The following is an 11,681-nucleotide window of genomic DNA, read 5'->3' on the forward strand; positions in this document are numbered from 1 at the left end:
CAGCACATTTACTACTCCTACAGATCTGGCTAAATTAGATGATGATCTGGGCATGGAAAAAACCAAATTTTTCAATATTGTAGATGATGCTGAAAGATTAGGGTTAGTCCAGATAGTAGATGGTAACATATCTTTGACAGAGTTAGGCCAAAAATTCTCAAATGCGAGCATACCTGAGAGAAAAGTAATATTGAAAGAGCTAATAAAGTATATAGAGCCTTTTCAAACCGGGATTTTAATATTGAGCATGGATAAAGATAAAAAAATGGACAAAAACCAGTTTTTAGAGGTTATGAAAGAAAGGTTCTATATAGAAAATCCAGAACAGATGTTTGATCTGCTTATCAACTGGGGAAGATATACACAGTTAATGGGTTACAACATAGACAGCAATGAAGTGTATCTATTATAAATGCCTAAATAAATATTTGAGGATACTTGATGAATAACAGAATAAGATGCAAGCTAAGCTTTTACTATGAATTGTTAGACCCAACCTTGGTAGTTGCGGCTACAAGCATTGATAACTATGATTACGTAAATGCATGGGCCGAGAAAAATAAACTGGTTTGTGAGATCTCATCTGATACAGTTAATTCAATGTTGAACACTCTAAATGATCTTCTGTCCGCAATAAAGCTAGCAGAAACAATCTATACGTTAAGATAAAGAAAGTATTATACAGCAGCTTTGAAGATCAATCATAGTTTTTACGCGTTTTATCATCGCACATTACATTTTTTAGGCGTAGATCCCATACAGGATCATCCCATGTTCCTAAAGCATTGTGTGTTAAATAATACTTTTGAGGGATTGGATGTGTTCCTATGACTACCTTTAAATCATACTTTTCCTCTATGAATTTCTTGAAATAATCTGTCCATTGGCATGGAGGATATCCAACAACTAGGCCAGTTGCCAGATGTATGATCTCGGCACCATTCTTTTTAAGTTCTTCCGGTGCATATTCAATATTGCCACCCGGGCAGCCACCACAAGTGGTGTATCCGACTAATTCCACATCTTCATTCTTGTAATTACTAAATGCCCCTTCGCGCTCTCTTAATGCTCTAAAGCACTTTCCACCGGCGCAGGTTCTGTATCGATCACAAATAATAATTCCAATTTTTACCATATTTTTCACGAGAGTAATCTAATTGTGGCTATATTAAAATTTGTTTTATTCATGCTATATGAAAAGTTATATATATTATACTATTATATGTATGATGTATGAAGGTACATAGTGGTCATATTTACTTATCTGAAAAGCTAGACTGGAAAGATTTAAAGAAAGTTTTTCCAGAGATGTTCAAACTTTTTTTAGAAGAGAGCAGGCAGAGCTTTGAAGAGCCTAACTTTGTAGATATATTGATTTATGAGAACATGTTAGATCTAGATCGCAATCGCAAACCGGAAGGTTTTATAAGAGACGGAAAGATGAAAATGTTGTTTTCGAAAGATGGCGGGATAGAAATAAAGATAATAAGAGACAAGGTTGTGCCTAACGAAGATACCAAGGCAGTGACAGAGCAGTTAAGCCGCTTTTTAACATCGAAAAAGATAAAAAATAGAGTTGAATACGATAAAATGTTTTGGATAGAGCTCAAAAAAAGGAAAAAGTGATAGCATATGAAAATAGAAGAGATAATGACTAAAAACCTGATCAAGCTGACTCCAGACATGGAGATCAGAGATGCGCTTAAATTATTGGTTGAGAATAATATAGCAGGGGCACCAGTAACTGTTGGCAATAAGCTGGTTGGAATAGTAACCATGCGGGATATACTGCGCTATTTAGATTCAGAGTATAAAAGGCAGGGCTGGGTATTGGTTCCTACTCCGTTTGAGATCATTGAGATTCCTAGAGCACAGGAATTGCCTTACGAAAAAATCACCGAAATTTACGATCGCATTGGAGGTATAAAAGTAAACGATATTATGCAGAAGAAGATATACACTATTGGCCCTGAAGATAGTATTGAAGATGCAGTACAGCTACTAGTTAGATGGAAGATTAACAGGTTACCGGTTATAGATAAGAATGGGGATCTAGTAGGTATAGTAACACGCTCGGATCTTTTAAAAGCTTTTTTAAAGAAATGAAAAGATTTAATTAATAATATTGTTTTACCTGCGCAATGATTCCAACAATTAATGTGAACTACTGTAAAGGGTGTAACTTATGCATAGAAGTGTGCCCTAAAAAAGTGTTTGATACAGGATCTAAGATCTCAGATACAGGCTATTATTATCCATTAATAGCAAAACCTGAATTATGTACTAATTATAAGCTTGGTAAGAAAGACAAAATACTATGTGAGATCTGCTGGCTCACATGCCCTGAGCACGCTATTGAATATGAGGTGCAAAGTTTATGATCACGCATGGCAAATATTTTTTGCAGGGAAACGTGGCTGCTGCAGAAGCGGCAATGCTAGCAGGATGTGTTTTTTATGGAGGTTATCCAATTACCCCTGCATCTGATCTGATGGAGTATATGGCTGCGCATTTACCAAAAAATGGAGGCGTGTTTATACAGATGGAAGACGAAATTGCAGCTATTGCCGCGATTATAGGAGCAGCATGGACTGGCAAGAAAGCGATGACTGCAACGTCAGGACCAGGATTCTCGCTGATGCAGGAAAATATAGGATATGCAGCAATGACCGAAACTCCGATCGTGATAGTGGACGTAATGCGTGGTGGGCCTTCAACAGGGCAACCTACTATATTAAGCCAGGGAGATGTTATGCAGGCCCGATTTGGAAGTCATGGCGACTACGAACTTATAACACTAGCACCAAATTCTGTGCAAGAGTATTTTGATCTTACCATAGAGGCATTTAATCTATCTGAAAAGTACAGAGTGCCAACCATAGTGCTATCCGACGCTGAAATTGCGCATATGGTTGAAAAGATCAGAGTACCTGAAACTATAAAATTGATAAACAGAAATGATTATAAAGACAAATATATGAGAGAGTTCAAGGCTCTGGGAACCAAAAGCAAGACTACAGTTACAGGGTTGACGCATACTGAAGAAGGATATCCAGAGACCATATCTCAGTCTTTACACGACAAGCTGGTCCGAAGGTTGGTAAGCAAGATAACAAACAATGAGAAAGACATCTCGCAGGTAGAAGTAATAAATCCTGATGCCAAAAAGATGATTGTAGCATACGGATCTGCGTCGAGGGCAGCATACCCAATTTTAAATAATAATGTAGGGTTGATCAGGCCCAAGACTTTATGGCCATTTCCAGAATCGATATTTAAAAACCTGGTTAGTGGAAAGAGCATATATGTATACGAGCTGAATTTGAGGGGGTACGCACTTGAAGTAGAGCGAGTATCCAGAAAATATGGGGCTGAATCGGTGAATGTAACAGGGTATTTGGGCGGTAAGATACCAACTCCATATGAAATTGAGAAATTTGTAGGGTGATTAAAATATGGAATTTTTTGAGTTTTACAGAAAAGAAAGATGGCCGCACCAGTTTTGTCCAGGCTGTGGGCTGGGAACGATAATGAATACAATATACAAGGCTTTTAATGACGATAACATTTCTCTGGACAATACGGTATTTATATCTGGTATTGGATGTACAGGCAGGGTTCCAGGATATATCAATGCCGATTCTCTGCATACTACGCATGGCAGAGCACTTGCATTCGCTACAGGCGTTAAACTTGCAAATCCAACATTGAACGTGGTAGTAATAAGTGGTGACGGAGACCTGTTTTCGATAGGTGGGAACCATATGATTCATGCTGCTCGCAGGAATCTGGACATCATGGTTATCGCTGTGAATAATGGCAATTTCGGGCTTACGGGCGGTCAAGTTGCACCAACTACACCACATCTTATGCGCTCTACGACCACACCTGAAGGAAACCCTGATTTTCCATTTGCGCTGGCAGAGATCGTTGCTGCAGCAGGAGCAAATTATGTAGCTCGCTGGAGCACGGCACAACCGTACCAGATTGTAAATAGTATTAAAACAGCATTTAAGGTAAAAGGATTCTCGTTTATTGAGATTTTGTCACAGTGCCCGGTCAATTTTGGGAGAAGAAATAATATGGCAGATCCGGTCAAGAATTTCAGGTGGATCAGGGATAACATGGTATCTATTAAACAGCTGGGAAAGGATATGGATAAGATCTATACAGTCATGGATCTGAACATAGAGGGTGTTTACACGTTTGGAGAACTGGTCAGGAGAGACAGGGTGCCGCTTGGTGCAAAAGTAAGCGTTGAAGAAGAAGAAGAGTATCCAAAACAGAATTTAGAGATATTAGATTCTAAAAATGGCAAAAAATGATAATCAACGTTGATTTTCACATACACAGCATGTACTCTGGTGCTACCAGCAAGGACATGAACATTGCAAACATTGCATATTATGCAAAGAGAAAAGGCATAGATGTGATGGGCTCTGGCGATATACTGAATATACACTGGCTCAATGACTTTAAGGGCATTGAAAAGATTGAAGAGGGGCTTTTTAAGTATAAAGAAATGTATTTTGTGCTGACTACTGAAGTGGAAGACATAAAGAGGGTGCATCATGTCCTTATTTTTTCGGCAATGTCAAAAGTGGAAGAGTTTAGAGAACAATTGCTTAAAAAAAATAATAATCTCGACACTGACGGCAGGCCGAAGCTGGCAATGAACGGTGTAGAACTGGCAGAGCTGGCAAAGAGCACTGGCACGATGATCGGTCCTGCCCACGCATTTACTCCATGGACGGCAATGTATGCTTATTATGACAGTATTAAAGAACTTTATGGAGAGTATACGGATTATGTGCAGTTTTTAGAGCTGGGGCTTAGTGCGGACACTGACTATGCTGACAGAATCGAAGAGATCAGGCACTTGACTTTTCTGACTAACTCTGATGCACATTCTTACCATCCCAACAAGATTGCGAGAGAATTCAACAGGTTAAAGGTTGAATCGATAGCGTTTAATGACATCAGAGATGCAATACAACGAAGAAACGGAAGGGCTATTATCATGAACGTCGGGATACCGCCACAAGAGGGAAAATACAATGAAACTGCTTGCACCAGATGCTTTAAGCATTACACGCTCGCTGAAGCAAAATCATTAAAATGGAGATGCCCCGAGTGCAAGGGCATAATAAAAAAAGGAGTGAAAGACAGAGTTGAAGAACTGGCTACTTATACAGAACCTAAACACCCAGACTATAGGCCTCCATATTTGCATTTAATACCGTTAAGCGAGATCATTGCAAAGTCTTTAAACGTAGCAGAATCTTCAAACAAAGTGCAAGATCTCTGGAATTCGCTTATCGATAAATATGGTAATGAGATAAAGATAATGGTTGATGAGCCTTTATCTTCAATAACCACAGACCTCAAAGTTATAAATGCAATACAAGCATTCAGAAACGGGCAAGTAAAAGTAAAACCTGGCGGCGGAGGGCAGTATGGTACTGTTGAAATAGTAATCCGTGAGCAATTGACAGGGCAAACTAAACTTATCGATTTTTAATATTTAAAAAAGCAAGTTTTTTTATATGTTTTGTGCATTCCTTTACTAAGTAGCCCCGTGGTGTAGCGGTCAAGCATGCGGGACTTTGGATCCTGCAACGGCAGTTCGAATCTGCCCGGGGCTGTTTAATACTTTAAGCGCAACTGGTCACGATTAAGAAGTTAAAATTTTCCAAAAATATCCTGTTTTACCGAAACATGGAGATATTTGATTGATTATATATACTAATCGTGGATAAAATATTTGCAAAGTGTAAGGATGATCAAGAGATCATTGACATACTTCTAAAAAAATTGAAAAACTTGAAGAATAGATCAAAATTTTAAAAGAGAAACAGAATGAATATGAGCTCAGGCATCAGATCAATGTCAGAGTTAAAAACGATAAGGTATATGAAATAAAAAAAGAGAATAATAGTGAAAAGAAGAAAAAACCAGAAGCAATAAAAGGGCATCAAGGGCATTTTAGAGCACAAAGAGCACTAGACAAGATAATCTCTTTGTAGATAGATGTCCATATTGTAATTCGGAACTGAGCAAAATTCAGGAGATCCGGCGAGATACGTGGAAGATATACTGTCAGTAAAACCCATATTGATAGAATACGAGATTTCAAGAAAATACTGCAGAAAACACAACATGCCAAGCACGTGGAATAACCAAGACATCAGTAAACTTGGTCTTTTCCTCATGGATACAAAGCCATCTACCTTCATCGGAAAACGCCATAATACCATGTCATGAAAACGGTCGGTGAGCCGGATGCAGGAAATCTGCAAGTCAGGTTCGGCGAAGGGGTTCGGTATAATAACAGAACTCTACTTTATGTGTGCTGTCAAAAGTGGATAGCCATGACAATGTTTCTTTTAGTATAAAACAACAATCCGAATTTAGATAATATATCCAATAACAAATCCGACAATAAGCCCGATAATAAATGCTGTTGAAACACTCACAAAACTCATCTTCTTTTTTTTATTTTTTCCTTTCCTAATTTATTTAGACAATATCTAAAAACATTATTAAATTTTATTATGACCTCTAGAATTTATAATTAAACGTTTTTAAATCATAAAAAATAAGTTATTTGCGCCATTTTTACTATGTTTTTCATTTACTTTTTATTATTTTTCAGTTTTTTCGTTGATTTTTTTATAGCTTACGCTATCAATCCCTGTTTTTGTAATGATAAAAGAATGGATAGATTATGTGCTAAACACATAAACATTGCCTTTACCCGTACCCTGATCACCGTTGTTACTAACACATGCCCTCCATGAAATACGCACTTTATTACCGCATATGGCCTTTCTACTATCGACCTTTTTTTCGAAATTCGAGGTAAAATCTATAATTGTGTAAGTATATAGCTCATAATATAGAACTCATAAAATAGAAGCAGAGGTGTAAAAATGAAAGGAAAAATCTGAGGAAGAAAAGAAATAAATTTTTTATTTTTATTAATTATTTTTTGCAAAGTTGCCCCGGGGAGTTTTAATACTTTGTCACCAGCTATTTTTTTCTATATTTTGTTCAGATATAAAAAATTGAGAAAGAGCAAAAATAAAATATAAATTTTTAACATTTAAGGAGGAGAGATATTCTCAGACTCATGTCTGTAGAAATTGGATCAATACCAGAAAGGGCAACTTTGGCCGTTGAAACAGGAAACTCCTTGCATTAGCTAGGGGAGGAGGTCACTTCTGCAATCACAGCACGATCTAATATTTTGAATACGTATAGAGTTTTAGAACCAGACAGGTTTTTTTCGAGAGTGTTTCTGAATGGCCAATACTCAGAATCTGAGATCCTGAATTTCAATATCACAGACTTTGCACTGTTTTTTATTAATGCATCTCTGATTGCATTTTTTTCAAAAGAGGTAATCTCCTTTACAACAAAAATGTTCTTGAAGAAATGCGAAGAAATAAAAGAATCTGATGTAGCAAGAGTTCTCTTTTTTGATGTTTCAAAGATCTTTATTTTATATTCGCTTGTTATTTCTGGAATCAATGATGCGTATGTTACTGCAGGGTCCAGCTCGTAAATGTAGTTTTCTAAATGGTCAACAATCTCAAAATTTCGTTCTATATTATGATCATAACATAACCTATACTCACCTGGAAGTATCAATGCACTTTTCTCACATTTTTTCAAAGATCCGAGGTACAAAGACTGTCTTATAATCTCTCCACCAATAGAAACAAACTCTTTTTCACAGTCAAAGTTCAGTCTGTCCTCCGTGATCTGAGCAGGAATGTCAAATGCAATATCTTTATGATCTTTGTACAGGTCTATGATTTTTAGAGGGGCAGGCGACAAATTTTCTAGAAGCTGAATATTCTGGTTTTTGGCGCGAGCAGGATCTGAAAATATTATGTTTGCATCTTTTATGCGATTGATGGTGCTTGGATCTTCAGCGCTATTATTTATAAATTCAATATTAGTTCTGTTAAACAGCATTGAATTCTTTTTTGCAAATTCCAGTCTCTTTCCATTAACATCAATAGCATATACAAAATTTGAATATTTAGAAAAGTAAAGACTCTGTATCCCGATCCCACAACTTAAATCTGCGATAATATCAGTTTTTAATCTCTTTGCTTTGTATTCTGCAATCAGTTCTGGTGTTGCTGTCTGTATTCCTACAATGTCTGAATAAACCAGCTCAGAAAAACTCAGTTTCTGTTTGGCAAGTATGCGAGAATAAGCGATCTCGTAAAGATCCTCACTTACAAACTTTAAAATGTGGTTTTTGTCGTATCCTTTCTTGATCATATCCATTATTTCTTCTATTTCCATCGGCATGTTATTTTACCTCAAATCATCATCTAATTTATATTTTTTCAAAATTGAACAGTGTCAAATCTTTGTTGATAAGTTGATATTATTTCATTATGCCGAAGCCATAGATTTTATCTGGATCATTTAATTTGAATGGTTTTCAAAACAAGTGAGCTGTGTTAATTGATAATTTTTTCAACGGAGAATTGACAAATCTCAAAATTGCCTTAAAAAACATTTAAATGTCAAATCATATTTAAGTATGTGATGACAATCGTAGAGTTGATAAGCTCACCCAAAAAGACAGTTAAGATCAAAGGAGAAAGGCTAGTGTCAGAGATATTAAAAGAGCTATCGTTAACTGCTGAAACGCATATAGTTTTAAAAAATGGTGTACCAGTACCAGAAGACGACAAGGTCTCTGATTCTGATACTATTCAAATTATTAGAGTTTTTTCTGGCGGTTAAGGATTTTTAGCGACAATTTTTAGATTTGCAGGCCTTTTTGTCAAATTCGCTATTTTCATACCGTATATTTCAGCGATGCCCTTATCGTATAATACATCCACGAGCCTCTGTGATATTATGCCGCCTGTAATCACAGTTTTAATATTGTTTTTATCTTCCTTGATTAGCTTATCAACAAGCTCGTTTAAAGGTATCCTCTCTATTATTGTTTTATCCGAATTTAACAACAGAGCCTCTTTTTTTTGAAAGGCATTATTTAATAGTTCATCAGTAGAATATTGCGGGTTTTTAGATTCTTGCTTTTCCTTGACCTCTGTTTTTTCATTGGGCTCATCTTTTTCATCGTCTATGGTATCTGCATATTTATCAAATACAGTTTCCTGAACCTCTAAAGCTTTCTCTTTTTCAGAGTATGCTTTCAGCTCTTCTTCCATACCATGGGTAGCAAGATACTGTTCTATAGTCATCTTATTTCTCAATGCTTTAACGATCTGCTTGTAAGTCAGCTCTTCCACTTCTCTGCCTGGCGGAGCACGTGCTATAAAGTCCAGTTCTGCAACCTGCAATAACTCTTTCAGTATTAGATCTCCACCACGATCTCCGTCCAAAAATGCAGTAACGATTCTCTCTTTAGTCAGTTCAACGATCGTTTTTGGAATATTAGTACCATTTACTGCAACAGTATTTTTGATCCCGTACTTTAACAGGTTTATAACATCTGATCTTCCTTCTACTATTACAATTGCATCTGATTGAGCAACATTAGGCCCTGCTGGCAAATGATCTTCTCCGAAAGTGGTAATTTCCTGAACTTCCACTGTGTCCCTAACTACCTGTATCAGATCTTCACTCACATTTTTGCCCTGTGAGATCAAATTGCTCAAAAGCTGTTTTGCTCTTTCAATTACTTTTTGTCTCTTTATGAGTCTGATATCTTCTATAGATAGTATCTCTAAAGAAGCTTTGCATGGACCTACACGGTCAATAGTTTCTAAAGATGCAGCCAATATGGCACTTTCTACCTGATCTAAACTGGAAGGGATGTATACTACACCCTCTGATTTACCTTTTTTAGAGTCTATGTCAACCTCGATTCTACCTATTCGCCCACTTTTTTGTAGATCTCTAAGATCTAGCTCATCGCCTAATAAACCTTCTGTCTGCCCAAATATGGCGCCTACCACATCTGGTTTTTCTACTACCCCCTCTGCAGAAATCTTAGCTTTAATAAGATATTTAGCTGCATTAGGATCTACGTTCATATTTTTCACCTCAGTTCATACTTTTTTAAATTAGGAAAAATAGGTGATTTATTCACTTAAATCTAATCCGAACTCTCGACATTTTTATGCCAATTTAGCGTGATATTGAATTATGATGAATTTAATCATTAATTATTTTTCCTAATCAAAATGAGTAATATGCACAAGTTAATAAATGTTATTATCCGTTTTTTATAATATTTGACATGGTTATACAAGGCACATAAAATTTATATAATAATATGTTCTATTTATTATGGCATCTGAAAATATGACTAAAGAACTAGATAATCAATTAGAATCTGCAAAGATCGTGTACGCGAATTCCCTAGCTAGAGCTATACAAAACGGCATTAAAAGTGAAGAGCGGAAAATGAGCTATGAAGAAGCATACTTAACAGCATTGCACATTCTAAACTTTTTCGGATTTCAAAATCGTATTATTGATAATTCGTTAGAGCCTGATGATCGTGATATATTTTATATTATGGAAGATGTGGGAATCTTGGAAACAGAACGTGAAGAAACTACATTATATGACGGTAGAGAATGGAGAATACACTACTGGATCTTGAACTATAAGAGAGTATATGAACTTAGAGAAGAGCAAAAAAACGTAATTGAAGAGATAAAAACAGATATATATAGTGAAATGCCAGAAGATGTTTGGAACAGAGGAGAGTAATAGTTTATGCATATAGCAGTTATCGATTTTGATAGATGCCATCCTAAAAAATGCAATCATGAATGCCAATATTACTGCCCGCAAAACAGAATAGGCACTCAAACAGTCGTGTTTGAAGATGATTACCCAAAGATATATGAAGAACTTTGCGTGGGATGCGGCATTTGCGTACATAAATGTCCGTACAATGCAATTAAAATATTGAGCTTGCCAGAAGCACTGAAAAAAGATCTGGTGCACCAGTACAGTGAAAACGGGTTCAGAATATATAAATTACCGGCTATAAAAAAAGGGAAAGTTATAGGACTGATAGGGCAGAATGGTGTGGGCAAGACTACTGCATTAAACATACTATCAGGAACTTTAATACCGAATTTTGGAGATTTTGATCATCCGGGTTCATGGGATAAGGTTCTTGACTATTATTCTGGATCTGTATATGCAGATTACTTTAAGAAAGTAAGAGACAAAAAGCTGAAAATCGCTTTGAAACCACAGTATGTTGACAATATTCCAAAAAAGTATCAAGGATCTGTGAGATCTTTGTTAAAAGATCTATCTGAAAAGTCAGATTTTGAATCATTGACAAATTCGCTGAATTTAAATAACTCATTAAATAGAAATATTGAAGATTTATCGGGAGGAGAATTGCAGAGCTTAGCAATTGCAGTCACGCTTTTGAAAGACGCTGAAGTCTATTTTTTTGATGAACCATCATCATATTTGGACATAGCACAGAGACTTAACTTTGCAAAAATACTGAAAAATCTGGCAGAACAAAAAAGTGTGTATGTAATCGAGCATGATCTGGCAATCATCGACTTTCTCGCTGATGAGGTACACATACTATTCGGTGAGGAGGCATCTTACGGAATAGTATCAAGTCTGTTGAGTGCTAGACACGGCATAAACTCGTATCTGGATGGATATATAAGAGAGCAGAACATGCGATTTAGAAACTG

Annotated in this window: 15 protein-coding genes and 1 tRNA gene; 12 read left to right on the forward strand and 4 right to left on the reverse strand. The window is 36.3% G+C overall.

What is annotated here, in order from left to right; translation table 11 throughout:
* Both QXQ25_04925 and QXQ25_04930 read left to right on the forward strand, forming a co-directional pair.
* The coding region (locus QXQ25_04925; GenBank protein ID MEM0161046.1) for an AAA-associated domain-containing protein at window positions 1-412 on the forward strand (412 nt) is incomplete at its 5' end.
* 29 nt (window positions 413-441) lie between these two features.
* Complete coding sequence (locus tag QXQ25_04930) at window positions 442-669, forward strand: KEOPS complex subunit Pcc1 (GenBank protein ID MEM0161047.1); 228 nt, start codon at window positions 442-444, stop codon at window positions 667-669.
* A gap of 28 nt (window positions 670-697) precedes the next feature.
* Here QXQ25_04930 and QXQ25_04935 read toward each other — a convergent pair whose 3' ends face one another.
* Window positions 698-1,144 (reverse strand): CGGC domain-containing protein, encoded by a 447-nt coding sequence (locus QXQ25_04935; protein MEM0161048.1) that lies wholly within the window; start codon window positions 1,142-1,144, stop codon window positions 698-700.
* 89 nt (window positions 1,145-1,233) lie between these two features.
* On the opposite strand from QXQ25_04935, the gene QXQ25_04940 reads away from it, so the two are divergent.
* The 7 genes from QXQ25_04940 to QXQ25_04970 all read left to right on the forward strand — a co-directional run bounded on the left by QXQ25_04940 (window position 1,234) and on the right by QXQ25_04970 (window position 5,645).
* Window positions 1,234-1,626 carry a hypothetical protein gene (locus tag QXQ25_04940; GenBank protein MEM0161049.1) on the forward strand — a complete coding sequence of 131 codons (393 nt, stop codon included), beginning with the start codon at window positions 1,234-1,236 and terminating at the stop codon, window positions 1,624-1,626.
* Window positions 1,627-1,632: 6 nt separating this feature from the next.
* The gene (locus tag QXQ25_04945) at window positions 1,633-2,106 is read left to right on the forward strand and encodes a CBS domain-containing protein (protein MEM0161050.1); all 474 of its coding nucleotides are present in this window, start codon (window positions 1,633-1,635) and stop codon (window positions 2,104-2,106) included.
* Between the two features lie 35 nt (window positions 2,107-2,141).
* Entirely contained in the window at window positions 2,142-2,381 is a 240-nt protein-coding gene (locus QXQ25_04950) for a ferredoxin family protein (protein ID MEM0161051.1), read from the forward strand.
* Complete coding sequence (locus QXQ25_04955) at window positions 2,378-3,448, forward strand: 2-oxoacid:acceptor oxidoreductase subunit alpha (GenBank protein MEM0161052.1); 1,071 nt, start codon at window positions 2,378-2,380, stop codon at window positions 3,446-3,448. Before QXQ25_04950 ends, QXQ25_04955 begins: the two co-directional genes overlap by 4 nt.
* 7 nt (window positions 3,449-3,455) lie before the next feature.
* Window positions 3,456-4,325, forward strand: a complete 870-nt coding sequence (locus tag QXQ25_04960; GenBank protein ID MEM0161053.1) for a thiamine pyrophosphate-dependent enzyme — start codon at window positions 3,456-3,458, stop codon at window positions 4,323-4,325.
* On the forward strand, window positions 4,322-5,521 hold the full coding sequence (locus QXQ25_04965; GenBank protein MEM0161054.1) for a TIGR00375 family protein: 1,200 nt from the start codon (window positions 4,322-4,324) through the stop codon (window positions 5,519-5,521). The genes QXQ25_04960 and QXQ25_04965 overlap by 4 nt, the downstream gene beginning before the upstream one ends.
* Window positions 5,522-5,572: 51 nt before the next feature.
* Window positions 5,573-5,645: transfer RNA gene (locus tag QXQ25_04970), tRNA-Gln, on the forward strand.
* A 1,034-nt stretch (window positions 5,646-6,679) separates the two neighbouring features.
* Here QXQ25_04970 and QXQ25_04975 read toward each other — a convergent pair.
* Together QXQ25_04975 and QXQ25_04980 are read right to left on the reverse strand one after the other, a co-directional pair.
* Complete coding sequence (locus QXQ25_04975; protein MEM0161055.1) at window positions 6,680-6,868, reverse strand: transposase; 189 nt, start codon at window positions 6,866-6,868, stop codon at window positions 6,680-6,682.
* Between the two features lie 332 nt (window positions 6,869-7,200).
* On the reverse strand, window positions 7,201-8,328 hold the full coding sequence (locus tag QXQ25_04980) for a hypothetical protein (GenBank protein MEM0161056.1): 1,128 nt from the start codon (window positions 8,326-8,328) through the stop codon (window positions 7,201-7,203).
* A 243-nt stretch (window positions 8,329-8,571) separates the two neighbouring features.
* Between QXQ25_04980 and QXQ25_04985 the strand changes: the two genes are divergently transcribed.
* A complete protein-coding gene (locus QXQ25_04985) occupies window positions 8,572-8,772 on the forward strand; it encodes a MoaD/ThiS family protein (GenBank protein MEM0161057.1) in 201 nt (66 codons plus the stop codon).
* Here QXQ25_04985 and dnaG read toward each other — a convergent pair.
* Complete coding sequence (gene dnaG, locus QXQ25_04990) at window positions 8,769-10,034, reverse strand: DNA primase DnaG (GenBank protein ID MEM0161058.1); 1,266 nt, start codon at window positions 10,032-10,034, stop codon at window positions 8,769-8,771. The two genes, QXQ25_04985 and dnaG, sit on opposite strands and share 4 nt — an antisense overlap.
* 256 nt (window positions 10,035-10,290) lie before the next feature.
* On the opposite strand from dnaG, the gene QXQ25_04995 reads away from it, so the two are divergent.
* Together QXQ25_04995 and QXQ25_05000 are read left to right on the forward strand one after the other, a co-directional pair.
* Window positions 10,291-10,719, forward strand: coding sequence for a DUF6015 family protein (locus QXQ25_04995; protein MEM0161059.1), 429 nt, complete (start codon window positions 10,291-10,293; stop codon window positions 10,717-10,719).
* A gap of 6 nt (window positions 10,720-10,725) precedes the next feature.
* Window positions 10,726-11,681: ribosome biogenesis/translation initiation ATPase RLI (locus QXQ25_05000; GenBank protein ID MEM0161060.1), on the forward strand; the 956-nt coding region annotated here is incomplete at its 3' end.

It is taken from the genome of Thermoplasmata archaeon (genome assembly GCA_038729465.1).
Classification (GTDB): Archaea; Thermoplasmatota; Thermoplasmata; order Thermoplasmatales; family ARK-15; genus JAVRLB01.

What these genes read in the sequence shown, in the direction of transcription:
- QXQ25_04930 (MEM0161047.1), top strand. Translation starts at nt 442, where the DNA reads ATGAATAACAGAATAAGATGCAAGCTAAGCTTTTACTATGAATTGTTA.
- QXQ25_04940 (MEM0161049.1), top strand. Translation starts at nt 1,234, where the DNA reads ATGAAGGTACATAGTGGTCATATTTACTTATCTGAAAAGCTAGACTGG.
- QXQ25_04945 (MEM0161050.1), top strand. Translation starts at nt 1,633, where the DNA reads ATGAAAATAGAAGAGATAATGACTAAAAACCTGATCAAGCTGACTCCA.
- QXQ25_04950 (MEM0161051.1), top strand. Translation starts at nt 2,142, where the DNA reads ATGATTCCAACAATTAATGTGAACTACTGTAAAGGGTGTAACTTATGC.
- QXQ25_04955 (MEM0161052.1), top strand. Translation starts at nt 2,378, where the DNA reads ATGATCACGCATGGCAAATATTTTTTGCAGGGAAACGTGGCTGCTGCA.
- QXQ25_04960 (MEM0161053.1), top strand. Translation starts at nt 3,456, where the DNA reads ATGGAATTTTTTGAGTTTTACAGAAAAGAAAGATGGCCGCACCAGTTT.
- QXQ25_04965 (MEM0161054.1), top strand. Translation starts at nt 4,322, where the DNA reads ATGATAATCAACGTTGATTTTCACATACACAGCATGTACTCTGGTGCT.
- QXQ25_04980 (MEM0161056.1), bottom strand. Translation starts at nt 8,328, where the DNA reads ATGCCGATGGAAATAGAAGAAATAATGGATATGATCAAGAAAGGATAC.
- QXQ25_04985 (MEM0161057.1), top strand. Translation starts at nt 8,572, where the DNA reads ATGACAATCGTAGAGTTGATAAGCTCACCCAAAAAGACAGTTAAGATC.
- dnaG (MEM0161058.1), bottom strand. Translation starts at nt 10,034, where the DNA reads ATGAACGTAGATCCTAATGCAGCTAAATATCTTATTAAAGCTAAGATT.
- QXQ25_04995 (MEM0161059.1), top strand. Translation starts at nt 10,291, where the DNA reads ATGGCATCTGAAAATATGACTAAAGAACTAGATAATCAATTAGAATCT.